General features: G+C 28.6%; 36 protein-coding genes and 3 pseudogenes. 33 read left to right on the forward strand and 6 right to left on the reverse strand.

Going from position 1 to position 24,489, the window contains the following annotated elements:
- On the forward strand, positions 1-675 hold a 675-nt coding region (locus h2es_RS00005; RefSeq protein WP_154510188.1), incomplete at its 5' end, for a Bax inhibitor-1/YccA family protein.
- Between the two features lie 318 nt (positions 676-993).
- On the opposite strand, the gene h2es_RS07610 is transcribed toward h2es_RS00005, so the two are convergent.
- The 3 genes from h2es_RS07610 to h2es_RS00020 all read right to left on the reverse strand — a co-directional run bounded on the left by h2es_RS07610 (position 994) and on the right by h2es_RS00020 (position 5,307).
- The gene (locus tag h2es_RS07610) at positions 994-1,176 is read right to left on the reverse strand and encodes a PIN domain-containing protein (protein WP_230204212.1); all 183 of its coding nucleotides are present in this window, start codon (positions 1,174-1,176) and stop codon (positions 994-996) included.
- Positions 1,169-1,417 (reverse strand): AbrB/MazE/SpoVT family DNA-binding domain-containing protein, encoded by a 249-nt coding sequence (locus h2es_RS00015; protein ID WP_154510191.1) that lies wholly within the window; start codon positions 1,415-1,417, stop codon positions 1,169-1,171. The genes h2es_RS07610 and h2es_RS00015 overlap by 8 nt, the downstream gene beginning before the upstream one ends.
- A 299-nt stretch (positions 1,418-1,716) precedes the next feature.
- Complete coding sequence (locus h2es_RS00020; protein ID WP_154510194.1) at positions 1,717-5,307, reverse strand: hypothetical protein; 3,591 nt, start codon at positions 5,305-5,307, stop codon at positions 1,717-1,719.
- Between the two features lie 636 nt (positions 5,308-5,943).
- On the opposite strand from h2es_RS00020, the gene h2es_RS07615 reads away from it, so the two are divergent.
- The 4 genes from h2es_RS07615 (at position 5,944) to h2es_RS00040 (ending at position 8,187) form a co-directional block, all read left to right on the forward strand.
- The gene (locus tag h2es_RS07615) at positions 5,944-6,294 is read left to right on the forward strand and encodes a DDE-type integrase/transposase/recombinase (RefSeq protein ID WP_326844986.1); all 351 of its coding nucleotides are present in this window, start codon (positions 5,944-5,946) and stop codon (positions 6,292-6,294) included.
- Positions 6,295-6,374: 80 nt separating this feature from the next.
- Positions 6,375-6,728: a hypothetical protein gene (locus tag h2es_RS00030; protein ID WP_154510197.1), complete on the forward strand. Its 354-nt coding sequence runs from the start codon at positions 6,375-6,377 to the stop codon at positions 6,726-6,728.
- Between the two features lie 848 nt (positions 6,729-7,576).
- Positions 7,577-7,813 (forward strand): type II toxin-antitoxin system Phd/YefM family antitoxin, encoded by a 237-nt coding sequence (locus h2es_RS00035; RefSeq protein WP_154510200.1) that lies wholly within the window; start codon positions 7,577-7,579, stop codon positions 7,811-7,813.
- Complete coding sequence (locus h2es_RS00040; RefSeq protein WP_154510203.1) at positions 7,810-8,187, forward strand: type II toxin-antitoxin system VapC family toxin; 378 nt, start codon at positions 7,810-7,812, stop codon at positions 8,185-8,187. The genes h2es_RS00035 and h2es_RS00040 overlap by 4 nt, the downstream gene beginning before the upstream one ends.
- Before the next feature lie 147 nt (positions 8,188-8,334).
- Here h2es_RS00040 and h2es_RS07620 read toward each other — a convergent pair whose 3' ends face one another.
- Both h2es_RS07620 and h2es_RS07625 read right to left on the reverse strand, forming a co-directional pair.
- The gene (locus h2es_RS07620; RefSeq protein WP_230204214.1) at positions 8,335-8,568 is read right to left on the reverse strand and encodes a helix-turn-helix domain-containing protein; all 234 of its coding nucleotides are present in this window, start codon (positions 8,566-8,568) and stop codon (positions 8,335-8,337) included.
- Between the two features lie 67 nt (positions 8,569-8,635).
- Positions 8,636-8,848 carry a recombinase family protein gene (locus h2es_RS07625; RefSeq protein WP_326844987.1) on the reverse strand — a complete coding sequence of 71 codons (213 nt, stop codon included), beginning with the start codon at positions 8,846-8,848 and terminating at the stop codon, positions 8,636-8,638.
- A 197-nt stretch (positions 8,849-9,045) separates the two neighbouring features.
- Here h2es_RS07625 and h2es_RS00050 point away from each other — a divergent pair, with 197 nt between their 5' ends.
- From h2es_RS00050 to h2es_RS00060, 4 genes are all read left to right on the forward strand, one after another.
- Positions 9,046-9,732 (forward strand): Fic family protein, encoded by a 687-nt coding sequence (locus h2es_RS00050; RefSeq protein ID WP_230204215.1) that lies wholly within the window; start codon positions 9,046-9,048, stop codon positions 9,730-9,732.
- A 60-nt stretch (positions 9,733-9,792) separates the two neighbouring features.
- Entirely contained in the window at positions 9,793-10,044 is a 252-nt protein-coding gene (locus h2es_RS07630; protein WP_230204216.1) for a hypothetical protein, read from the forward strand.
- Between the two features lie 414 nt (positions 10,045-10,458).
- Positions 10,459-10,653, forward strand: a complete 195-nt coding sequence (locus tag h2es_RS00055) for a hypothetical protein (protein WP_154510205.1) — start codon at positions 10,459-10,461, stop codon at positions 10,651-10,653.
- Positions 10,638-10,871 (forward strand): hypothetical protein, encoded by a 234-nt coding sequence (locus h2es_RS00060; protein WP_154510208.1) that lies wholly within the window; start codon positions 10,638-10,640, stop codon positions 10,869-10,871. The genes h2es_RS00055 and h2es_RS00060 overlap by 16 nt, the downstream gene beginning before the upstream one ends.
- A 19-nt stretch (positions 10,872-10,890) precedes the next feature.
- Here h2es_RS00060 and h2es_RS00065 read toward each other — a convergent pair whose 3' ends face one another.
- The gene (locus h2es_RS00065) at positions 10,891-11,238 is read right to left on the reverse strand and encodes a CCDC90 family protein (RefSeq protein WP_154510212.1); all 348 of its coding nucleotides are present in this window, start codon (positions 11,236-11,238) and stop codon (positions 10,891-10,893) included.
- Between h2es_RS00065 and h2es_RS07535 the strand changes: the two are divergent.
- The 24 genes and pseudogenes from h2es_RS07535 to h2es_RS00170 form a co-directional block, all read left to right on the forward strand.
- A pseudogene (locus tag h2es_RS07535) lies at positions 11,212-11,559 on the forward strand (TraU family protein); the annotation flags it as partial. The gene h2es_RS00065 and the pseudogene h2es_RS07535 overlap by 27 nt on opposite strands.
- A gap of 9 nt (positions 11,560-11,568) precedes the next feature.
- A protein-coding gene (locus h2es_RS00070; RefSeq protein WP_410528598.1) for an IS3 family transposase occupies positions 11,569-12,632 on the forward strand; the annotation gives its coding sequence in 2 pieces (ribosomal slippage) (positions 11,569-11,797 and positions 11,797-12,632; 1,065 coding nt in all).
- 74 nt (positions 12,633-12,706) lie between these two features.
- On the forward strand, positions 12,707-12,829 hold the full coding sequence (locus h2es_RS07785) for a hypothetical protein (protein WP_268258901.1): 123 nt from the start codon (positions 12,707-12,709) through the stop codon (positions 12,827-12,829).
- A gap of 60 nt (positions 12,830-12,889) precedes the next feature.
- Positions 12,890-13,096 carry a hypothetical protein gene (locus tag h2es_RS00075; RefSeq protein ID WP_154510215.1) on the forward strand — a complete coding sequence of 69 codons (207 nt, stop codon included), beginning with the start codon at positions 12,890-12,892 and terminating at the stop codon, positions 13,094-13,096.
- Positions 13,093-13,473, forward strand: a complete 381-nt coding sequence (locus tag h2es_RS00080) for a PIN domain-containing protein (RefSeq protein WP_154510218.1) — start codon at positions 13,093-13,095, stop codon at positions 13,471-13,473. Before h2es_RS00075 ends, h2es_RS00080 begins: the two co-directional genes overlap by 4 nt.
- 2 nt (positions 13,474-13,475) lie before the next feature.
- Entirely contained in the window at positions 13,476-13,598 is a 123-nt protein-coding gene (locus tag h2es_RS07790; RefSeq protein WP_268258902.1) for a hypothetical protein, read from the forward strand.
- Between the two features lie 33 nt (positions 13,599-13,631).
- Entirely contained in the window at positions 13,632-14,132 is a 501-nt protein-coding gene (gene mobF / locus h2es_RS00085) for a MobF family relaxase (RefSeq protein WP_154510221.1), read from the forward strand.
- 74 nt (positions 14,133-14,206) lie between these two features.
- Positions 14,207-15,293, forward strand: a pseudogene (locus tag h2es_RS00090) (IS3 family transposase).
- Positions 15,294-15,394: 101 nt separating this feature from the next.
- Positions 15,395-15,553 carry an HU family DNA-binding protein gene (locus h2es_RS00095; protein WP_154510224.1) on the forward strand — a complete coding sequence of 53 codons (159 nt, stop codon included), beginning with the start codon at positions 15,395-15,397 and terminating at the stop codon, positions 15,551-15,553.
- Between the two features lie 174 nt (positions 15,554-15,727).
- Positions 15,728-16,021 (forward strand): hypothetical protein, encoded by a 294-nt coding sequence (locus tag h2es_RS00100; RefSeq protein ID WP_230204217.1) that lies wholly within the window; start codon positions 15,728-15,730, stop codon positions 16,019-16,021.
- 28 nt (positions 16,022-16,049) lie between these two features.
- Positions 16,050-16,652, forward strand: a complete 603-nt coding sequence (locus h2es_RS00105; protein WP_154510230.1) for a ProQ/FINO family protein — start codon at positions 16,050-16,052, stop codon at positions 16,650-16,652.
- Positions 16,653-16,810: 158 nt separating this feature from the next.
- Positions 16,811-17,587, forward strand: a complete 777-nt coding sequence (locus h2es_RS00110) for a division plane positioning ATPase MipZ (protein ID WP_154510233.1) — start codon at positions 16,811-16,813, stop codon at positions 17,585-17,587.
- Positions 17,588-17,973: 386 nt separating this feature from the next.
- Complete coding sequence (locus h2es_RS00115; protein WP_154510236.1) at positions 17,974-18,303, forward strand: HU family DNA-binding protein; 330 nt, start codon at positions 17,974-17,976, stop codon at positions 18,301-18,303.
- A gap of 14 nt (positions 18,304-18,317) precedes the next feature.
- Entirely contained in the window at positions 18,318-18,623 is a 306-nt protein-coding gene (locus tag h2es_RS00120) for a hypothetical protein (protein ID WP_154510239.1), read from the forward strand.
- Positions 18,613-18,843, forward strand: a complete 231-nt coding sequence (locus tag h2es_RS00125; protein ID WP_154510242.1) for a hypothetical protein — start codon at positions 18,613-18,615, stop codon at positions 18,841-18,843. Before h2es_RS00120 ends, h2es_RS00125 begins: the two co-directional genes overlap by 11 nt.
- Before the next feature lie 4 nt (positions 18,844-18,847).
- A complete protein-coding gene (locus tag h2es_RS00130; protein WP_154510245.1) occupies positions 18,848-19,159 on the forward strand; it encodes a hypothetical protein in 312 nt (103 codons plus the stop codon).
- Positions 19,160-19,173: 14 nt separating this feature from the next.
- Entirely contained in the window at positions 19,174-19,464 is a 291-nt protein-coding gene (locus h2es_RS00135) for a hypothetical protein (RefSeq protein WP_154510248.1), read from the forward strand.
- A 53-nt stretch (positions 19,465-19,517) separates the two neighbouring features.
- On the forward strand, positions 19,518-19,685 hold the full coding sequence (locus h2es_RS00140; protein ID WP_154510251.1) for a hypothetical protein: 168 nt from the start codon (positions 19,518-19,520) through the stop codon (positions 19,683-19,685).
- 63 nt (positions 19,686-19,748) lie between these two features.
- The gene (locus h2es_RS00145; RefSeq protein ID WP_154510254.1) at positions 19,749-20,027 is read left to right on the forward strand and encodes a CDGSH iron-sulfur domain-containing protein; all 279 of its coding nucleotides are present in this window, start codon (positions 19,749-19,751) and stop codon (positions 20,025-20,027) included.
- A gap of 33 nt (positions 20,028-20,060) precedes the next feature.
- Positions 20,061-20,498, forward strand: a complete 438-nt coding sequence (locus tag h2es_RS00150) for a hypothetical protein (protein ID WP_154510257.1) — start codon at positions 20,061-20,063, stop codon at positions 20,496-20,498.
- Between the two features lie 26 nt (positions 20,499-20,524).
- Positions 20,525-20,815, forward strand: coding sequence for a cold-shock protein (locus h2es_RS00155; protein WP_462687174.1), 291 nt, complete (start codon positions 20,525-20,527; stop codon positions 20,813-20,815).
- Positions 20,816-20,847: 32 nt separating this feature from the next.
- Entirely contained in the window at positions 20,848-21,858 is a 1,011-nt protein-coding gene (gene sohB, locus h2es_RS00160; protein ID WP_154510260.1) for a protease SohB, read from the forward strand.
- A 163-nt stretch (positions 21,859-22,021) separates the two neighbouring features.
- Positions 22,022-22,657 (forward strand): annotated as a pseudogene (locus tag h2es_RS00165) (3'-5' exonuclease); the annotation flags it as partial.
- Between the two features lie 190 nt (positions 22,658-22,847).
- Positions 22,848-24,305 carry a DnaA ATPase domain-containing protein gene (locus tag h2es_RS00170; protein WP_154510266.1) on the forward strand — a complete coding sequence of 486 codons (1,458 nt, stop codon included), beginning with the start codon at positions 22,848-22,850 and terminating at the stop codon, positions 24,303-24,305.
- The last annotated feature ends 184 nt before the right edge of the window (positions 24,306-24,489 follow it).

Below are 24,489 nucleotides of genomic sequence, written 5' to 3' on the forward strand. Positions count from 1 at the left end.
ACCCACTATGATTGGGGATTAAGAGAGTATTTGCTTAAAGTATACCAATATATGGCATTTGCACTTGCTTTAACTGGTGTTGTATCAATGGGAGCTGCTTCATCTCCACAGTTTCTAAGTATAATACATGGCACACCCCTTAAATGGGTCATAGCATTTGCGCCACTTATCATGGCTTTTTATATGGGGAGTAGATTAATTTCTATGTCAGTAAATAGAGCACAAACTTGTCTAATGGTATTTGCAACTCTAATGGGACTGTCGTTATCATCGATATTTATAGTATTTACAGGAGAAAGTATTGCTAGGGTATTTTTTATAGCAGCAAGTACATTTGGAGCTATGAGTATTTATGGACATAGTACGAAAAAAGACTTAACAAGTATGGGTTCTTTTTTAATTATGGGAATGATAGGGTTATTGATAGCTAGTGTTGTAAATATATTTATGCAAAGTGGGGCTATGCAGTTTGTAATTTCTATAGTAGGTGTATTGGTATTCACATTATTTACAGCATATGATTCACAAAGAATTAAATCATTATATTATCAAACACATAGTAATACTGAAGTAACACAAAAATTAGCTATATATGGATCACTAACCTTATATATGGATTTTATAAATCTATTTGTATTCTTATTACAGTTATTAGGAGTTAGAAGAGATAATTAATATAGTAAGGATAGAAGCTTATGTAAATAAAGATTAGCGTAATAGAATAAGGTATTATTAGTTTCTTCAATTGATGTCAGATCAAATTTATTTATGGAAGCTTTGGTAAGCATAAAATTATCTAATTTGAGTAATTGTGATATCAGTATGAAGTTTGCTCCAAACCTTATCTGCAGTGTATACAGGGAGAGTAAGATGATTAGCAAGTGTTAAACACGCTCTATCTCCTAAAGATAAGCCTAAATGACTAACTGACTTTTTTAAAAGTCCTGCTTGAATAGCAAGATTTTTATCAAATTGATAAACCTTAGGAATGAGTCAAAGTATTTTTTGAATATGCTCTATGGGAAGAGAAAGTTTTGAATTTAACTCGCTAACCACTTCAGAAATATTAACAGATGACATAATTGAATATGGCAACAATGGTTCAACAACATCTTTACCAGCTTCATTATTGACTAAAGCTAAAAAAGCAGAAGCATCAAGTATAACTTTATTCATCTTTTTCATCTTCATGTCGTGATTTACTTAAAGAGTCAGTTAGAGATATATGCTCCTTATTGTATTGCATAACAATATCTTGAGCTTCTTTGACAGCTTGTTTAATAGTAAGGATGTTGATAGAATTATTATCATATCTAAGCAATATTTCCTCACCAGGATTGAGTTTCATTTTATTGCGAAGAGGTGCTGGAATTATAAGACGCCCATTTTTACCAAAAATAGCTCTATATTCTTGCATACTGTATAATTAATACATTGTTGATAGTTAATAATATATTGCACTAATAATATATAAAGTCAATAGTATACAACTACAAAACATATCGGAAGAATAGTAGGGTAGTTTTTTTAAAAGTTTAAATGGTGAGTTTTAATGTAGTAAAAGTAAAAATATAGGTTTATTAAAATCATATTGATTCACATTAAACGTTGTGTAAACCTGACCATTACCCCTCAACCTAATTAACTAAATTTACCTCATTCGCTATGCTCTTAACTCGTAATCAAAGTCAGTTTCTATATCAATACCTTGTTTGTTTAATGCTCTAACTCACTTTGTTCGGGGAAAATTTCATAATATAAATCATAAATATTTTTTACTACTGAACATCCCCCATACAAAGTAAACCCAGCAGTAGTTACTACATAAAGTGCTGGTGCATTAGCAGATATAGCACTCATTGCCATAGTTAAACCTGCATTTTTTGCTACTGAAGAAATAGCTCCTAAAAAATTGTTATCTTCGTATACTTGATGAAATGAATCAATAGCAGTTGTAGAAATAATAGCAATAGGACTTTGCATATAAACTCCCGCTAATTGTATAAAATCTACTCCTATTTTTAAAATATTATTCCCATCTGGACTGTTGATAAGCCTCCCAATATCAACAAAAGTATCTGCAACTTTTATACCAATATTTACTTTCTGTAATTGACTCATTATCGGCTTATATAGATCTGATACTATAAATTCATCGTCATTTTGCTCCAAAAATTCCCTAGCAGCTGTCACACTTTTAAAATCATCTTCATAACCATGTATCTTATCAGGGTGAGTTTTTCTTGCTAGTTTATGATATACAGATTTTAAGTTATCCTTATCAACCACTACATCTATTCTATGCTTATCTGCAAGGTATTGCATGTCCTTAAACTTAGAATATTTAATATAATCTCTAAACAAACCCTCTACATAACTATTCAACCATCCTAAAATTCCTGTTACTTCATATTTATCTCTAAAGTTTTGCAGGAATACAACTTCATTAACCATATCTTCAACTACTTCATGTGCAACTATTAAGCTACCCTCCAACTGTGCAAGTCTTGGTTGAACATCTTTTATGAATATACTTGAATAGCGCACTAAAAATTCATCTAATCTATCAGATACCAACATATCCACATATATATTACCATGTTGTACGACATTTCTTTGCCCCTTAAGCTCTACTCTAAACATTTCTGGCATATCAGTCAGATAGTCCTCTTGTATTTCACTTAGATATGGCCAAACAATACTAGTACCATATTCAACAGCCAATCTGGTAACTTCATCACCTCTCAATGCTTGACATGTTTCAATAAAACAAGCTCTATTAACCGTTCTAGCTTTTATAAAGTCTACATTTTGCTCAAGATAATCTTTAAGCTGATTCTCAGTCATATTCATGCTTCTCTCGCTTCCGATAACTATATCATCATCATCAGTAATAGCTCGCCAAGAAAGCGGCACTATAGCTTTATCTGTTTGTTCATATTCTTGCAAATTAGTTAGAGCTTGTATATATTCCTGATCTTCAGCTAAAGCTCTAACCATTACTCTGTCCCATATTTCAGCATCAATTTTTGCGAATTGCATTTCTTCTGCAAACCCTCTTTGCACATCTTTTAAAGCAGCAAAATCTTGTGTGTTCAGAAGCTCACTCAATTCCCTTACAATAGGAACAGCACTACTAATAACTTTTAACTGATCAAAGGCTGGATACCCTTCTAATACTGTATTTTTCTTAGCAAAAAATCTATCTTCATCAGGCAATAAATCCTTAAGCTTTCTAAAACCATCTAGATGCCTTTCTCTTTCACGTTCTATATTTCTTTCTGCTCTTTGCTGTTGATTTATCAAGTCCATATTCACTTTATCTATTTCCTTGTCAACATCTCCAAATCTCTGTCTCATTTCATTAATTTTAAGTATTTCCTCACTTCTATACTGATCAAAATAACTTGCTTCAAATTTATCTTCCCCAATAGCGTATTTTAACATAGATAAAAAATCATCAATTTTATTACTATTTAGCACAGCTATAATGCCAGCAATATCATCAACATAACCTAAAACTTTAATGTCTTGTAACAATTTTTCTATCTTGGTCATCAAACCCTTTGCAACCACTGGAATTACAAGTTTTTTTAAAGCAAAATATTCCTCACTAAAATTAATGACACGCCCATCTATTTTATCTATTGCTTTTTCCTTAATATATTTCTCTATTACTCCCAATTTCACACTATCTATTTGTTCAGATATATCCTTAGGCTTTTCATCTATTATTTTTTGTATTATTTCATCGCTATCACTTAGAGGAACACCCTTTTCACCTAATAGCTTATATAGATCTCTTATATTGCCACTTTTCTTTTTCTTGCTACCATTATTTATACTATTATAAAGTCTCAAAACCTCTAATTCTAACTCGCTTAAAGGTGTGTATGCCTTTCCCAGCACTAGCATTAACTCTTCTGGGGTTTTACACTTTTTACACTGTTCTTTTATCTCTAAGGCTTTTTCTTGTTCAATAAAATTAGCCTTATATAATTTATTTATAAATGCAATAAACTTATTCAGAAGCTTATTGTCCAGTTTCCTAAGTGATTGTCCACTAATCTGGTTATATACATGTACCACATTTTTAATAGCTTCTACCTCATCAGAATCAACACTAGAATCCTGATTAAACTTATCCTCTCCTATGTACTCTTTTAATTTCCCCCTAAATTCTTTATATATAATTTCAAAGTCCTTATTTAAAAAATCTAGCAATAACAGTAAATAATCTGCAGATATAAAGCCCTTATCATGCAACCATCTACAATGTTCTGCAATATACTGTTCAGATTCTTTTGGTATAAAATCAGTATTATCTTCCAGTCGATAATAATCCGAAACATCTCTACTAAAAAACCTTTCATGAACATCCAAATGTCTTTTTACATTTTGATGATTGACCCAGATCACTCCTGTTTTCTGCCTAATATATGGAAGATCTTCATTCAATATGTGTTTTAAGTCAAATTTTACCAAATTAGCAAATACATCTTCATGAGCAAGATACCATTCATGATGTGCTAATCTATTACGAATTGCTGTTAATAATTCCCAGTCTAAATCAAGAACTTGACCCTTTGTACCATCTGTGAGATTTTTTTTAGAAACATATTCACCTATTATGACTAGTATTCTAAATAACGCAAATTTTCCTTTTACTGTTTCTGTATCTATTTGGGCTAATAATTCTGGCCGAGTATAGTCTAAAATTTTCTTTAATGCTTCTTCTTCACGATAATAATTAGCTATCTCATATACATGTTGTAGTTCTCTTGTATCTTTATATCTTTCATCAAGTGCAACTACTCCTTGGAGCTCATCTGCAATAGCCTTAGCCAACTGCCTTACATCCTGCTCAAGTATTTTCTTTACTTTACTATCTGGTATAAAATACCTACCCTCATAGCCAGGTTGTCCCTCTGATATTAACATCTTCTGCAAAAATTCTGTATCCCTCCAAATACTTCTCTCATCAGCTGAAACATACTTTTCTTTAACAAATTTTTCCTGTTCTGAGGTTGCTTTCTTTGGATTTAAAAGAGGAATTGATCTAGCTATATTAAAAAGTGACTTCTTTCTATCTCCAATATTTTCTTCAGCTCCATAACGATCATCATGCGCAATGATCCTAAGCAAAAGTCCAAGGACTTCTTGATCAGTTGCACCATCATCCTCACCTTTCATTCTACGTTCATGTATGCACTTCCTAAGATTATTCCCTATATTTGCTATAGTTTGTCTGTTATTAAGTCTATCATCTTCGACTAAAACCTGACACCCATGTATATCTACAATCATAACATACCAAGAATAATTAACATTAAGTTAATTTAGTCTAACACTAAAAATTATCAAATTAAAAACATTATTAATTTCTTTATATTTTTCTGTTATACTTTAAAAAGAACAAAAGCAGAAAATCGGCACTGTTTGAAATGACCCCAATGAGTCAGATCAAAAATATCTCTTTTATTGCTCTGATTTTTAGAGGTCATTTCATTGGTATCGTCAAGTTAAAAATAGCTGAGATAATATAATGTTGAATAAAGTGTTAAGGGGAAGTAGACTCATCTAAAAAATTATAATCAAAGAAATGATGAATAAACCAAGCAGACATAGATATCCAATGCTGATAATAGGGCAAGCAGTATAACAATATCACAGATTCAATCACAGCTATAGAGATGTAGGGGAATAGTTACTATACAGAGGGATAGATGTTAGCCATGAAACTATCAGGAGTTGGTGCTATAAATTTGGTAAAAAATTTACAGATATAATAAAGAAAAAAGAAAGACAAGTTACAGATAAGTGGCATCTAGATGAAATGATGGTAAGAATGAATGGAGTGTATTACATATTGTGGTGAGTGGTAGATTCAGAAGGTTATGAACTAGATATATTTTTACAAAAACGTCGTAATAAAAATCAGCAATAAGGTTTTTAGGTAGGTTGCTAAAATCATATCCAAAACCAAAACCAAGAGTAATAGTAACAGATAAACTAAAAAGCTATGTGAAGCCAATAAAGCAAATGTGTTTAAAAACAGACCACAGGAAGTATAAAGGTCTGAATAATCGAGTAGAAAACGCACATCAACCTACCCGCAGAAAGGAAAAGTCTCCTGGAGATATACAGCAAACTTTGTCGTTAATGGGAAAAGTGCGTAATATATTTGCTGTTGGTGTAGTTAGATATATTAACAATGCTAAAGGCCAAAGAGATAACTTTCAAAAAGCTAAATCTATTTGGGATGAAGCTATGCAAATAATTGCTACTGCCTGAAATTTGAGGTAAAGACTATCTTATGGCTGTGACTCCATTAACTTGACAGTGCCAGTAAATCTTGTAATGAAAATCTAGGCGTGACAAGTCTTGTAAAACATCACTGCGCTCAAGTAAATGATTATAATAGCATAATTGATCGTTTTAATTTATGTAAGAGCAATGGCAATGTTCCAACTTTTATAGCAACTGATCTTATAGAACAAGGAGATAATGGTGGTCCTTTAAAAGCTATTGAATATGCAAATAGTTTTAGTGGTGGCAGTACTTTGCCTTCAATATCCTCTCATAATCTTTTTACAACCAATTATTTTTCAGGGTATATTGATTTAGAAAAGATTATCATATTTATAGCTGGTTTTTCTACCTTGGGAATGCCATTATTAATTTATAAAAAATATGTTGCAAGAACCATTAAAGTAAAATCTGATTAGTATTTCTTGCTTTAAATAATATAATAGCTAAAACTTGCATGATAGAAATAATTTAAATGAAGGAGGGTCTCTTAGCGCAGCTAACTTAACACTAGTCCTACTATAAAGCAGTTTATAGGGTTTATATTTTTATCTTTAGGAGTATATTTTTGCTTTAATAAATAATATTAATACCAATTTTAAATTAAGATTTAATAAATTTATCATGATGAAGATCATTCAAAAGTGAGGGCAAAATAATAGATAAGAAGTTAGGATATGGATTTTTTAAGATATGATATTGGATATAGTGCTTTTTTTATTTAAGCCTACTTCTTATTTGTATATTCTATAAGGCCTGGAACTAAATGTTATACTCTCAGTAGTAAAGGTTAAAGTAGATGTTATTATTTACCATTAAGATTATTTTGGCTATAATTACAAATATAGACAAATTAGGCATTAGAAAGACTATACATTTTTAAGAGTGATACCTCTATTTATAGGGGAATTAATTATTTTATGATGTAGTCTATAATAACTCATATTTTATATTCCTTTGATAAAAGGAGAATATAAAGTGACTATTAGGCAAAGTCATCGTATGAGATGTAAATAGGATAGTTTATCTAGTAAAAAACTTATCGTATAATAACCTATGAAGAGAAGATAATTAATAATTTTTAGAGTATTTAAAAGCAAATTAAAAAATTATCAATCAATCTGACTTAAATAAAATATGTATATATGCATTTTTCTAAAAGTCCTTAATAAGTAATTTAATTTTTTATAATATGCGTAGCACTAATATTGACATATGTACGTACTTTTGATACTGTGCAAATATAAATATCTAATGTAAAGGAATTATGTCAAAATTAACAATCACAAATTTTAGGAATAATATATATAATATAATTGATGGAGTAATAGATACTGGAATTCCTAAGACCATTGAGCGCAAGGGTTATAAAGTCAAAATAATACTTGATGATAAAATACGCAATAAATTTGATAATTTAGAAAAACACGATAGCATTACTTGTGATCCTGATTTATTGATTTCTGAAAAATGCTACCAATGGTCAGAAGAACTCAAAAAATGATATATCATCTGGATACACATATAATTTTGTGGTTATACGATAAACTTGAGGTAAAATTTAGTCCTAAAATTAAAAATTTAATTAATAAAAATGATCTAGCTATATCGCCAATAATAAGATTAGAGTTGCAATATTTAAAGGAAATTAAAAGAGTAAGCGAAGAGCCAGATGTAATAATAGATTATTTAATTGAAAAAATTGGTTTAATTATTGAAGAAGTTTCTTTTGATATTGTTATAAAATCAGCTATGAAGTTGAGCTGGACTAGAGATCCATTTGATAGGATGATTGTTGCAACATCTAAAATTAAAAATTGTAATTTAATTTCAGCAGATAAAATTATTTTAAATAATTACGAAAAAGCTATATGGTAATTATAAAAAATAAACTGCATTTGAATTAGATATTATTTACTATCTATAAGTTAAAAAATGATCTTGAGTTACACTATAATCTCTATTTTCTTACAAGATCAAAACAATTTGAGGGGTTTGTAGTAACAAGTGATAAAAAGGTCGATTCTAGTTTTGAGGAGTGCTATTTTCCTTGTCTATAGGGACATTTCTATATTTCAAATAAGAATAGAGAGTAGCTCTTGATATACCTAAATGAGCAGTAAGTTTTCTAGTAGAAAATTTCTTTTCCCTATATAAAGTTTCAACAGCATAAGCTTTTTCTATTGCTTTTTTGGTAAGTCCTTTTGGTCTACCGCCTCGGTTGCCATTTGCTAAAGCAGCATCAAGACCTGCTTTCATTCTCCATTTTTATTAAGTCTATTTCAAATTCAGCTAAGGAAGCAAATATATTAAATGCAAGCTTACCTTAGACACTTGATGTATCTATTAGATCATTTATGCTTATAATTGATATTTTCTTACTGAGTAAATCATTTACCAAAGTTACTAAATGTCGTAATGATCTACCTAATCTATCAAGCTTCCATATAACTAATGTATCTTCTGGTCTTAAATCTTCAATTATTTTATTTAATACAGGTCTGTCACTTTTAGCTCCACTAGCTATTTCTTTGTGTATTACAGTACATACCCCTTTTTTTTAACGCACTCACTTGCAAGTCCAAGTTCTGTTCTTTTGTAGAAACTCTGGTATATCTTATTTTCATATCTAAATGGTATAGCTAACTGGTTTAATTAAGTTAAATCACTTAATAAACTATGAGGTTTATTATATATAATATTGTAAATGATAGCATCATATGATATCATTATCTTATGAAACATTTGCCTCCTTTTAAAATTACTTATAAAATTCTTAATCTTTCTCAAAAGATAAGTCACGAACTCGGTCTATTAAATGGAGCAAAATTATATCCTGTTCCTATAGAGTTGCGACGCAAAAATATGATTCAAACAATTCATTCATCCTTGGCTATAGAAGGAAATATGCTAAACGAAAGTCAGGTGACTGCTATTATTAATTCAAAAAGAGTTTTAGCTCCGCAAAAAGATATAATAGAAGTAAAAAATGCTATCAAAGTATATAACATACTTCATAATTTAGATCCTTTAAATATACAGGATTTTAAAAAAGCACACTCTATACTTATAAAAGATTTGTTAGATAATTCTGGTGAATGGAGAACAACTGGAGTGGGTATATTTAAAAAACAAGAAGTAGCACATGTGGCACCACCAGCTAAAAGAGTTGCAAGTTTAATGGAAAACTTATTTGACTTTCTAAGCGTAGATACAGAAACGTCGTGGCTATTAAAAGCATGTATATTTCATTATGAGGTGGAGTTTATACATCCTTTTTTAGATGGCAATGGTAGGATGGGTAGATTATGGCAGCAACTTCTTCTAATGAAGGAAAATCAAATATTTGGATATATTCCTGTTGAACTTATTATTAAACAAAACCAGGATCAGTATTATGAAGCTTTAGTAATATGTGATTAAAATGGAGATTCTACAGTATTTATCGAATTTTCTTTAGAACAAATTTTGGTAACCTTAAAAATGTATACTACAAATATATCCTCACAGATTGTTAGTATAACTCAAAGGCTAAACTATAGCAGAGAACATTTAAAAAATTACTTTACTAGAAAAGAATACATGCTTTTACATAAAAATATTTCCTCAGCTACAGCTAGTAGAGACTTAAAAGAAGGAGTGAAAAAAAATTTATTACTAAAAAAAGGATTATTTAATCAAGCAAAATATAAATTTAATCAAACTTATGAACAAACTTTGTCAGATGAGATTTAACACCATAAAAATGATTATATTTTGCAAAAACAGAAGTCTGAGATTAAAAAATGGCAAATAAATCAATTTTGAAGCGTTTTTATTGTTTTTATATATATTTATCAAAATAGATAGCTTAAATCGCATTTATGGAAGAGAAATTTTTTACTATTTTAAAAATTTTAAATTATTAAACTATAAATTTTCTAAAATCACTTTTTAAAATTACAACAATTTTTACAAGAACAAAAGTTGTTAAATAAATAATAATGTTCTATAATTATATATTATAGCATATAGAAATATTAGATATAAAAATTTTAGTATAGCTATTTTATAAAATACTTTTAGTAACTTCAAATATATCAACAGAATTTCTGTTCCTGCTGATTATTATATAGAGGATGCCATTGATATAAATAAACAAAATCTCTAATGGAAAGTAAAATTTTATTGGAAAAAAGGCATCGTCCTTATAGAGTTAAAGGAATAGCAACAACAACAGAACCAAGAGAATGTTATTATGATCCTACTTATACAGTTGTAAATGATATAAAAGATCAGGATGGTAGAGTGTTCATAGAGGCTGGGAGACAAGTAAATCACCTGAAACAATGCCACTTAGTATAGATGGGGATGATGAGATGCAAGTTAAATGGGGGATAGATCAGGCGAAGAAGGATAAAGTAAAAATCATATTAGTAAATGGTGCAATCATTGATTTAATGAAAGAAAACAAAGTAAGATTTTACTTTGATCAACAAGGAGTATTAAGTAAGAAGTTTGGAATAAAACAAGTGCCTGCAAGTGTTGAGCAGAAGGATTTGCAGTTGTTGATAAAGAGGTAAAGGTAAAATGATTAGTGATTTAGCGTTTAAGGTATATAGCAATAATCATGGTAATAAAAAGAGTTACCAACCATTTAACGAGATCATATTTATTTTTATCAATTTTCTCTTCAAGGGTAGAAAATTTTTTGTCAAATTTATCTTCAATTTTATTAATATCCTTCTGAAGGTCAGATTTTGCTTCAGATATTTTTTTCTGAAGATCAGATTTAACCTCAGCAACTTGTTCACGAGTAGCAAGAATGGAGAGATCAAAATCTCTAGATTCAAGAAGGGACTTTACAAGCATTTCAGCTTGTTGTTCATTAAAGCCAGTTTCTTGAAGGCTTTTGATATATTTATGAGTATCAAAAGTTTTGTAATACATAAGAAGTTTATTTTAAAAATTCATTCACGTAAACATTATACAATAAAAATAATAAAAGTACCAGCAATTGCAATATGTTTTGCAATAATTTTATTAAGTAGCTGCGGGCAAGCAGAAGCAAAATGTACAGGGATATTTGTTGATCCAATAGGAGATATATGCTGGGAGTGTCTATTCCCAGTGACTTTAGGATCTATTGAGTTAGTAAGTGGAGATATGCCAGATACAGATAATCCTAGTTCTCCAATATGTTTATGTCCGAAACCGTCACTACCAGTGCCAGTACCTGGGATAGCAGGTGGATTTTGGGAGCCGGTAAGATTAGTAGATATAACAAAGCAACCATTTTGTTTTGTAAATTTAGATGGGATGCCAGTTGAAGAAATATGTAGGAAATTAGGGATAGCAAATGCAACATTTTATAGATGGAAGCAAAAATATAGAGGGCTTTTGCCATCAGAAGTAAAAAAATTAAAGCAATTAGAAGAAGAAAATAAAAAACTAAAACAATTAGTAGCAGATTTAAGTCTAGGTAAACATATGTTGCAAGAGGTAATCTCAAAAAAGTACTAAATCCTGAGGTTCGAAAGATGATAATAGATAGGATGTGTTTTATACATAAAGTAGGAGTAAGGAAAGTTTGTAAATTAATGAGATTTAACAGATCAAGCTATTATTATCAAAAAGTAGAAGATCCTCAGGCTATAATGCTAATTCAAAAAATAAAAGATATAGCCGCAGTACGAGTAAGATACGGATATAGAAGAATTCATGTATTACTAAGAAGAGAAGGGATAAAAGTGAATGCAAAGAGAGTTTATAGGTTGTATTGTAAAACAAATTTACAGTTAAGGAATAAGAGGCCAAAGAAAAGAGTTAAAGCAAAAGCAAGGGAAATAATAGTAATAGCAGATGAAATGAATAAATGCTGGAGCATGGATTTTATGTCAGATCAATTATTTACAGGTGTTAAAATAAGACTGTTAACAATAATAGATAATTATACAAAACAAAGTTTGAGCATAGGAGTTGGTTATAGTTATAAGGCAGTGGATGTAGTAAATACATTAGAAAAAGCAGTAAGTAGCTATGGTACTCCAAAAGTAATTAAAGTTGACAATGGACCAGAATTTATATCAAAAGAACTAGATATGTGGGCTTATAGTAGTAAAGGAGTAGAATTAAACTATTCAAGGCCTGGTAAGCCAACAGATAATGCATTTATAGAAAGTTTCAATGGTAAATTTAGAAATGAATGTTTAAATCAACATTGGTTCTTGAATTTAAAAGATGCAATGTGTAAAATAGAAGAATGGCGAGAGGATTATAATCATAATAGGCCTCATAGCTCTATTGGTTATAAAACTCCTAATGAGTTTGCTTCCATAGAGTGAAGCTATAAATATTAATTTGGTTTTTCTCATTAAAACCGGTCTGAACTTGGGGTCATCTTCAAGAGCATCTTGCGATGGAACAATTAAGTGATGATAAATTTAATGAAGCGCAAAAAATTGAGTATCGAATAATAAAAGATTTAGGCGTAAGATTAGAAGATGAAGATAAGAAGGATGATGAAAAAATAAAATGGTAGTAGTTGAATATGGTGATATATATGGTATAATAAATGGTAATATAATAAATTAGTAAAATTATGAAGTTAGAATTACAAAAAGTCACTGCATATATACCAAAAGTATTATTACATAATGCTCAAGAAGTAACGGGTGTTGGAATAACAGAAACCTTAAGATATGGATTAAATAAGGTTCTTAAAGAAAAAACTTATCGTCAGTTAAGTAATTTATATGGGAAATATAAGCCAAGCATTAATATAAAGGAATTGAGAGAAGATAGGTGATAGCAGTAGATACCAGTAGTATGATTGCATTTTTTCAAGGAGATGAAGGTAAAGATGTAAGGATACTAAGAGAAAATATTGAGGTGGGGAATATAGTGCTTCCACCACTAGTTCTTACAGAATTATTAAGTGATCATAAATTGCCGATAGAAATTAGCAAAATACTAACAGAATTACCAATTCTTAGAATAAAGAATGGCTATTGGGAAAGAGCAGGTAAGTTGAGAGCAAAGATATTAGCGAAAAAGCTAAAAGCGAGAATAGCTGATACATTGATAGCACAAAGTTGTTTAGATAATAAGGTTGGATTAATAACAAGAGATAGTGATTTTAAGAAGTTTACTCAAGTAGCAAATTTAAAACTAATAAGTCATTAAACATGGTTGCTACATTAAAAGGTATAAGTGATGGAGCGAATACAGTAAAATATTTTTATTTTACAGAAAAGAATTTTGAGTGCCAGAAAGGATGGATAGATAATAAGGCTAAAGAAGTACATTGACTTACTAATCTTAGGAAAGAGAATTTTTAAAATTTGTTAGATGGCAAGATTATTGAAAAAGAGGATTCAGGAAAAAGAGATGTAAATGGCAAGGAGTTAACACTTAAACCAGAAAAAGAGATTATTCAACTTGGAAGAAGAACAAAAGAAGGAATAATACATGATCCAGGCCAAGAACTAATATTGTCGGCACCAAAATCAGTTTCTATCATGCATTTAGTTGCTAAGGATAAAAGATTAGAGGAAGTGCATCATAATGCAATTAAAGCAGTTGCAAGATATATAGAGAAAAATATGCTCTATACTAGGATTCAGAAGGAAGGAAAATTAGAATTAGTAAGAGCTGATAATGTGTCATGTGCATATTTTACACATTTAACAGCGAGGCTTGCAAAAGGAGAGGGTAAAGTTAAAGTAGAAAAAGCACCTGATCCGCAGCTACACAGTCATTTAATATTTTGTAATGCAACAAAATGCGAGGATGGTAAATGGAGAAGTATAGTATTTGATAAATTATATGATTATCAGCTGTGACCTGCACCTAAAAAATAAGACCGTGAAAATGAGAAAAATCTCATATAGAATAAATAATAAAAAAGGAGATTTTTATGAAAAAGACAAAGTTTACAGAAGAACAAATAACATTGGCGCTACATAGAGCAGAAGATGGGATGCCAGTTGAAGAAATATGTAGGAAATTAGGGATAGCAAATGCAACATTTTATAGATGGAAGCAAAAATATAGAGGGCTTTTGCCATCAGAAGTAAAAAAATTAAAGCAATTAGAAGAAGAAAATAAAAAACTAAAACAATTAGTAGCAGATTTAAGTCTAGGTAAACATATGTTGCAAGAGGTAATCTCAAAAAAGTACTAAAGCCTGAGGTTTGAAAGATGATAATAGATAGGATGTGTTTTATACATAAAGTAAGAGTAAGGAAAGTTTGTAAATTAATGAGATTTAACAGATCAAGCTATTATTATCAAAAAGTAGAAGATCCTCAGGCTATAATGCTAATTCAAAAATAAAAGATATAGCCGCAGTACGAGTAAGATACGGATATAGAAGAATTCATGTATTACTAAGAAGAGAAGGGATAAAAGTGAATGCAAAGAGAGTTTATAGGTTGTATTGTAAAACAAATTTACAGTTAAGGAATAAGAGGCCAAAGAAAAGAGTTAAAGCAAAAGCAAGGGAAATAATAGTAATAGCAGATGAAATGAATAAATGCTGGAGCATGGATTTTATGTCAGATCAATTATTTACAGGTGTTAAAATAAGACTGTTAACAATAATAGATAATTATACAAAACAAAGTTTGAGCATAGGAGTTGGTTATAGTTATAAGGCAGTGGATGTAGTAAATACATTAGAAAAAGCAGTAAGTAGCTATGGTACTCCAAAAGTAATTAAAGTTGACAATGGACCAGAATTTATATCAAAAGAACTAGATATGTGGGCTTATAGTAGTAAAGGAGTAGAATTAAACTATTCAAGGCCTGGTAAGCCAACAGATAATGCATTTATAGAAAGTTTCAATGGTAAATTTAGAAATGAATGTTTAAATCAACATTGGTTCTTGAATTTAAATGATGTAATGTGTAAAGTAGAAGAATGGCGAGAGGGTTATAATCATAATAGGCCTCATAGTTCTATTGGTTATAAAACTCCTAATGAGTTTGCTTCCATAGAGTGAAGCTATAAATATTAATTTGGTTTTTCTCATTAAAACCGGTCCGAACTTGGGGGCATCTTCAAAACAATAATAAATAAAATAATATAAAAAAGGAGAAATTAATGAATAAGCAAGGATTTTTAGCAAAGTTATCAAAGAAAAAAGGAAGTACAATCACAGAGGCAGATAAATGGCTTAAGTCAGTATTTGAAACAAGAGGAGAAGCAATACAAGAAACAGATGAATTAAGATTTGTGGGCTTTAGAACATTTAAGACATAATATCTAAAGCAAAAGATGTCAAGACTCCAAGAGGAGAAGTAGTACATGTGCCAGAAAAGAGAATAGTTAGATTTTCTGTTGGGACTGAGTTAAAAGAAAAAGCTTCAACAAGCACTAAATCTAAAGCAAGTAAAACAAAGAAATAAAATTTATAAGATTATGAACTATGGAGTTATGGGTAAAAGCATCTTATATAGAAGGATAAAAGAGGCATTTAAGAAACGATACATTAGTTTAAAATCTAGAATGAAACAAGATGTTAATCTTTCATTAGGGTTAAAGCAATCAGCAGTAAAATATACAAAAGAAATGACAGATCATGTTAATCAGTGTTATTATGGAGTAAAAGCTTACATAGAAAAAGCTCCAAAAAATGATAGGGTTGCCAATCAAATTGAGCGCAATATAAAATCTATAAGAAGCTACAAAGAAAAAATTTATAATTTATGCGATCATAGTAGTAGATAATAAAAAAGAGCAGCGTAAAAACTTACGTATGCAAGTAGAATATGGCACTATAAAGAAAGATCTTGGTAAGGGAATGGTCAAAGATAAATCTAATCAAGAGTTATATGATAAAATAAAGACTAATAAGAAAAAAATCGGCATAATGCCTACGCAAAAATATAAAGAAGTACTAAGTGAACTTTCAGCTAAATATCCAAAATTATTTAATAAAGAAGAAGTAAAGTTACTAAAAGTAGGAATAATAAAAGATATACTAATGGATTACAATTTAACAATAAGTAGATTGCAATTAAGAAAATTTATCAGGATATATTGCAGTAATAATAAATATAGAGAGCTCCATAAAGAAAATGCAAAAAGATATGATTTAAATGGTAATGAATCAGGCGTTGTTACAAAGGAGCATGTAGAAGGTCTTGCAAAGCACAGAGAGGAAATAAAAAATAAATGGGAGTTAAGAAATAAAAAGCATAAAGAATGGCTTGAAAAGCAAAAAAAGAAAGAGAGCAGTAAAAAAGATAGAGATTCTTCAGATAAAAATGAAAACCAAGGGATTAGAGAAAATAATAAAGGGAATATCTCTTCAGTTCATAGTGGTGAAACAAAACTTAGCATAAAGATTAACCACTAAAAATAAGAAAAAAGATTTATCAATTCTATGCCTAATCAAAAGATCTAAAATATAGTGATTAAAAAGAAGACGAAGAAGATTTATTGAGTTTTAATAAGTTGATAAACATGTAGGTAATAAAAAATATTTTACATAATAAATTAAAGTGAAAATTAAAGATGGGAAAAGTTTTAGTATTTGGGAATGAAAAAGGTGGGTCTGGGAAGACAACGACAGCATTTCATATAGTGACAGTTTTGCTTAAGAAATCAAAAAGAGTATTAATTATAGATGCTGATATACGTCAAAAATCATTTACAAGATATTTAGAAAATAGAAAGCAAGCAATAGAAAAAGATAAGTTAAAATTAGAATTACCATATATAATTGATATAAAAGAAGAGTTTATTATAGAAGGAGAGGGAGAAAAATTAGAAAAAATAATAGAAGAAAAGAAAAAAGAATTTGATTTTATAATAGTAGATACACCAGGCAATTATACTAAGTTAAGCAAAGTACTGCATAAGCAAGCAGATATAATAGTAACGCCAATCAATGACAGTTTTATAGATGTAGATTTATTAGGACAAGTAGATGGTAATGATCTAACAAATTCAAAAGCAGGTGTTTATAGCAATATGGTATTTGAATGCAAGAAAAAAAGAGCAATGAAAAATAAGAAGGAGATAGACTGGTATGTAATTAGAAATAGGATGTCTAGCACAATAACTAATAATATGAAAAATATAGAAGAAGCACTTAAGAAATTATCATTAAAATATGGTTTTAAAATTATATCTGGCTTTGGAGACAGAGTAATATTTAAGGAATTATTTTTAGAGGGATTAACATTGAGTGATGCAAAATTAACATCAAAAATAAAAATGAACTTATCGACGGTAGCGGCGAGGAGCGAATTAAGGGATATCATTGGTACTATAGAAAAAAGTTTATAAATTTAGCAGTATAACAAGAATAAAAAATATAAAGCAGAATGACGAATAAGTTACCAAGAATAGAAATTAATAAATGGGCAAGGTATGATTATGAATCAAAGAATAGATACTATATAAATAATGCTTCAGCAAGATATTTTTCATGAGTGGGTGATAACAAAAGCATATAGTGAGAAAAATGATAAATAAGATAATTATATAATTGAGTCGTGTAATTCATATGAGGAAGCAAAAAATAAAATAGAATCAATAAAAAAACAAAAAAGCAGCATAAATATATATTAAGAACATAAAAAGCAGTGAATTAGGTAAATAGAATTAAAATAACTTTGTAAAATGTATAATGAAATGTTATAATAGTACTTTAAAATAAAAAAGTAATAAAAATGAATAAACAAGAATTTCTAAAGAAGCTCTCAGAAAAAAGAGAGAGTACAGTAACGGAAGCAAGCAAATGGCTTAACGCAGTATTTGAAAGTATAGGACAGTCAATACAAGAGGTCGATGAACTAAAATTCATAGGATTTGGAACATTTAAAACATCTGTAAAAAATGCTACAAAAGTAAAAACACCAAAAGGAGATATGGTAGATGTGCCAGAAAGAAGAGTAGTGAAATTTGTAGTTGGAAGCGAATTAAAGGAAAAAGCACTAACAAAAATAAAGAGTAAATCAACAACAGCAGATAAAAAAGCTGCTAAAAGTAAAAAGAAATAATTAGTATCGAATTAATGAAGGCTGATATTGGCATAACTCTATCAAAAATTGAGGAAATAAGAGAAGAATTAATAGCAAAGTTATGTAGTGTAAAAAATGAGATAAAGAATTATGGAGAAGTAAAGAGTGATTCAAAAAGTGTAGCGATAAATTATGCCAATTCAAAACAAGAAGAGGCTAATAATCATTATCAAGAAATGAAAGGCTATATAGAAAAACATAAGGGTACTGATAAATTAGTAAAACAATTAATAAGACATATGGCATCAATAGATGGGTATGCTAAGAAAATAGAAAATCTTTGTGGAAATGGCAATTGATAAAGATATTGACAAAAATGTTAAAGAGGAAAAAAGGATAAGGAGAAATTTATTCCAAAAAGGTATCCACAGTACATGGGAAATTGAGATTACAGAAGAGCAAAGAGAAATATTAAATAAAAGGCTTGAAGAAGATAGAAAGTGTTATAAAGAGCTTAGTAAAAAAATTGCAGAAGACGATTTAAGTGTTAAATCAAATTTTAGAGTAAATAAGAGTTAAATTAATGAAGATTATGCGGAGGTTATTAAAAAATCATTTTATATCATTAGTAATAATATCAATTATATTGTTTATTAGTATAATTGGATACAAAGTGACTGTTAGTTGTGTAAATAACATAGTTAAGGAAAAAGAAGGATTAATTAATGCAGAAGAATTAAATATATGTCTAAAATGCATAACAGATAAAGCAATGAATGAAGGTAAAAAGTTATTGATGCCAGAGTTGGCTTTAAATAATTTTATAATAATTATATTATCCATATGTGGTATTGGAATAATATGTTTATTAATAGATAATCTGAATAAGAAATAGCGAATTTATAAATAATGAGTATAGAGCTAGGAGCAAATTTATCACATATAGAAGAAGTAAAATGGAAATGGTGCATAAATCGTAAGTTAAAAAAGCATGGGGAATTAGATGACTACACAAAGCAAAAAGGAAGTGGTTATGCTAAGGCAATGTATGATTATGCAAACAAGGATTTTATAAAAATAAAATATTATGTAGAAGAATGTAAGAAAACAAGTCTAACAGCAAAGCAAATAATAAAAGATATGAAATCTATAGCAAGTTATAGAGATAAGATATACAATCTATGTGGCTATAGCTATTGAAATTAAATAAGTAAGCAATAAATTAAATAAAATTAACAAATAAGAACAAAACAATGAATAAAAATATAATAATAGCATTAATGTTAGCAGCAATATTAAATAACATATCAATAGCATGTGAAAAACATAATACTTTAAATACAGTTATAGAAGAAGATGAAAACGATTTACATACAGATGAGCAAAGCGAAGAAGAATCAAGTGAAGCGCGTGATACATAAGAATATAGAAATATGCTATCAATAGTAATGTATGGTGCAATAATAACGATAATATAGGTGCAAATGAAAAACAAAAGCCCAGCAATAAGAGTAGCAGTCAGTGGTGGTAAAACATATAATTGGTGTAGTTGTGGATTAAGTAAGAGCCAGCCATTTTGTGATGGGAGTCATAAAAATGATGAACAGGGAAGAGGTCCAGTAAAATTTGAAGTAATATCAGATAGGTTTATATCATTTTGCACTTGTAAAAAGTCAGATTTAGCACCTTTGTGTGACGGTAGTCATAGGAAATTAGAAGATATAAGTGAAATGAGAGAGGATAAGGCTAAAGAGGAAGATTAAACAATATATATAATAAATTAAGTAATAATTAAGATGAATAAGATAGAAATAACAAAACAGCTTAAAGAGTTAGCGATGAATGCTGGACTCGAGAGAGCATTAATAAAAAGCACAAAGGATAAGAAAAAGATAGTAAAAATAAACAGAGAAATTAACGATGAAGAAGTAATAAATAAGATCAAAGAGATTAATAAGCTATTAATTTGGAATTTAAAGGCATTAATAAAATTATTAGTAGCTAGCACAGGAGAAATTAAAAAGCAGGTAGATGTAGTATATAAGAAAAGGGAAGAAATAAGTAAAGTGTTAGAATTACTGGAAATGAGAATGCAAAGTTTTACAGTATTAATAGGAGAGTCAAAAGATAATATAAAGAAAAATATAGATTATACTATTAATATGGGGAGGCTAAGAATATTTATAGATCAAGCAGGATTTATAGGAAAGGAAAAAGAAATAAAAAAAGCATGAAGAAGTTGATATTTTAAATAGTGATTATGTTAAATATAATAAGTAATGTAGCTAGGATAGTAAAAATAACAAGAATAGTAAAAACAATAATAAATAAGAAAAAGGATCACAAAATGAAAGTAACAGGAACAGTCAAGTGGTTTAACCCTGAAAAAGGTTATGGTTTTGTTAAACAAGAAAATGGTAAAGATGTATTTGTACATATATCTGCAGTAAAAGAAGCAGGACTAGATACCTTAGATGAAAAGCAAAAGATAGAATTTGAGATAGAAACAAATCAAGGAAGAACATCGGTAGCTAATATAAAAACATTATAAGGCTATGTATTCATAATAAACTAAATTATAATATGGCTAAATTTATTAAAGATTATTTATTATTTACTCTAAAATCAATAACGATTATTTTGTTATTTTTTGGTATAAGTTTTATTTTTGCGATCATAGGAAACAAGGAAAATAAAAATAAAGACATTGGTTCACTAACGGTAAAGAATCTTACAAATCATTATTATGATGTTAAAACTGCAATGATTAATAATATTTATCCTAAGGCTGAAGCAGAAAAATTAATACAGAACCTTAATAAAAAAGAAGAAAATAAAAGCAGCAAGACTTTTCTACTAAAGTTTAATGGAGATATTCAAGCTAAAGAAGTTGATTCATTAAAAAAAGAAATTACTGCTATTTTATCAGTAGCTAATAATGGAGATAATGTAGTTTTAATGTTAGAATCACCAGGTGGCACAGTTAATGGATATGGATTAGCAACATCTGAACTTGAGAGATTAACTGCAAGAGGTCTACATTTAACAGTGTTAGTAGATAGGGTTGCAGCAAGTGGTGGATATATGATGGCTGTTGTAGCTGATAGAATTATTGCTGCACCTTTTGCAATAGTAGGTTCTATTGGAGTATTAACTGAAATTCCAAATTTTAATGAATTAATGGAGAAAAATGGGATCAAATATGAACAAATAACTTCTGGTAAGTATAAAAGAGCAATGAGTGTGCTCGGTAAAAATACTGAAGAAGGACGTAAAAAAGTACAAGAAGAATTAGATCAAATACATTCTGAATTTAAAAACTTAATTAAATTAAAGAGACCGAGTATAGATATAGAAAAAATATCCACAGGAGAATTTTGGTTAGGATCTAAAGCAAAGGAATTAAAATTAGTTGATGAAATAATAACTAGTGCTGATTATTTAACTTCCTTGTACCAAGATAATAAACAAGTATATTTTGTGAAATATGAAAGAAAAGTTTCATTTTTAGAGAAATTAGAAAACTCTATAGGTTTATCTAAGGCTATATTTCAAGAGGAGAATTTATCTTCTTTAATTCCAATAATAAAATAAGGTTATGAGTTATATAAAAGACCAGTAATAGATGTTGAATCATCGAGAAGCTTTCTTGGGCTTAGTGAAAAAACAACAAATGAAGAAGTAATAGCAAAAATAAAACAGTATCACATAGATAATAGTATTTCAGGGAGTGATTTTGTAAAGCCACCAATTTCATAAGGTGGTAGCAATAAGTTATTTAGATGCAATAGTTCATGTAAATGTTGATGGGAAGGAAGAATATGAAATTATGAATATAAAATCTGGTGGGAATATAGAGGATAAAGAATCTGAATTAGTAAAAGGATTTTTTAATTATTTAGAAAAATTAGATGCTAGGCTTATAACATTTAATGGAAGGAGCTTTGATTTACCAGTACTGAAGTATAGAGCAATGAAATATGACATAGAAGCAAATTGGTTATATGCAAGAGGTGATAAGTGGAATAACTACACTCAGAGATATAGTATGGATTGGCATTGTGATTTACTGGAAGTATTTACAGATTACAATGCATCTACAAGAATTAAGATGAGTGAGGTAGCGGGAGTATATGGGATACCATGCAAAGTAGATGTAGATGGATCACAAGTTGAGGATTTATACAATAGGAATGAGATAGAAGAAATAAGAAACTATTGTGAACAAGATGTATTGTGTACATATTTATTATATTTAAAATATACAAATCATACAGGAAGGATAACAAGCAGTGGGTATAAAAAATGTATAGATAATCTTAGAGAATTTGTAGTTGCTCAAGATAAAGAACATAATAAAAGTGTTATAAAAAATTTAAAATTATCGAAATAAACTGTTAAATAAAAGAAAAAAATATCTTGCAATTTATTAACTTATGAAAAGTTGTGAAGTTGTAGTTCGTCAAGAAATATATTAGCAAAAAATGCAATTATTTTACTTTACTGATAAGAAAATAATAGTAGATTAGATACTCAACTTTATTGTCTTTTTATGATCTATATAATTTATTTTGAGGAATAATATGCAAGTAAAATCAACAGTACAGTTAAATACATATACTCAAGATAATTATATAACTGAAGAAGAGTCTGAGAATTTGTCTCAAAGTGTGTGGCAAAATATTTTTGTTAAAGTGAAACTAGATAATAATCAAAATACAGAGTTATTAAGAATATTAGGAAGTAGTAAATTTATAGAAATAAGAAATAATATTTTATATTTTTCAGTAAAAGATAATTTTGATAGAGAAACATTGGTTAGGAATTATTTTTTTATTGTAAAGAATGCTGCATTTAGTGTTGATAATAATATAAAAATGATATCTATTTCTGTGGATAATAGTATTGGGAAAGAGAATAAAAATAGTAAAGAAGAATCATTTAAAGAAATAACAATAAATCAAAAATATAGTTTAGCAAATAATATATTTTCAAAAGCCAATCCAAAATATACTTTTAATAATTACATAACTGGAGAATCAAATATAGTTGCGTACAAAGTTACTAAGGATATTGCAACAAATAATATAGATTATAATCATAATAATGTATTTTATATACATTCACATGTAGGAATGGGAAAGACGCATTTATTACAATCTATCGTTAATGAAATGAATAAAAAAGAAGAAGGTAAAGATAAAAATATTAGTAATTGTACTTCAAATAAAGTTGGATACTTAAGTGCTGAAAAATTTATGCATAATTTTGTAAATGCTGTTAGAGCAAATACATTATTTGAGTTGAGAAGTAAAATAAACGAGGTAGATATATTTTTAATGGATGATTTACAATTTATATGTGGAAAAGAAAGTACACAAAAGGAATTTTCTTATATACTAAATTCTCTTATTGAATCAGGGAAGAAGGTAGTGATAGCATCTAGTGTAGATAGTCATATATTAGAACTGAGTGATGAAAGAACAAAATCAATACTAAGATCAAGTAATACTGTTTATATAGAGCCAAGTGAGTATGAGTTGCGTTTAAAAATATTAAATAATTATAATAAAAACAACGAGATAAGACTTGAAGAAAATATACTTAAGATAATAGCAGATAAAGTTACAACAAGTATAAGAGAGTTAGAAGCAGGATTAAATAATTTAAAGACCTATTTAAGTATTAGTAATAAAAATATTACCACTGAAAATATATGTAAATATATTCAGAACTATATAAGGAGTAGCAATAAAAAAACAGGTATATCTGGGATAATCAACGCGGTCGCAAAATATTACAGAATATCACTTGCAGACATAGTATCTAAAAAAAGAAATAGAAAGCTGGTGGTAGGTAGACAAATTATAGCTTATCTAAGTAAAGAATTAACAACAAATAGTCTTAAAGTAATAGGTAATAAAATAGGAGATAGAGATCATTCTACCATTTTATATTACATAAATAAGCTTGATAAATTAAAAAAAGAAGATAGTAACATAGAGAATGATATTAATAATATTAGAAGTTCTTTAGTATAAGGACAACTCATTGCGAATAATTATTGATATACTATTATGATTTTGTTGGAAATGTTAAAAAGTTTAAATCTGTTTTAAAATTTATTGATATGATAAATAAGATAATAATAAAAGAAAGTTTTAATGATATTAGAGAGTGTAATATACTTTGTGTAAGTTACTAAAAAGAATAAAATAAAAATAA

The sequence above is a fragment of the Rickettsiales endosymbiont of Trichoplax sp. H2 genome, from assembly GCF_009690945.1.
Classification (GTDB): domain Bacteria; phylum Pseudomonadota; class Alphaproteobacteria; order Rickettsiales; family Midichloriaceae; genus Aquirickettsia; species Aquirickettsia rohweri.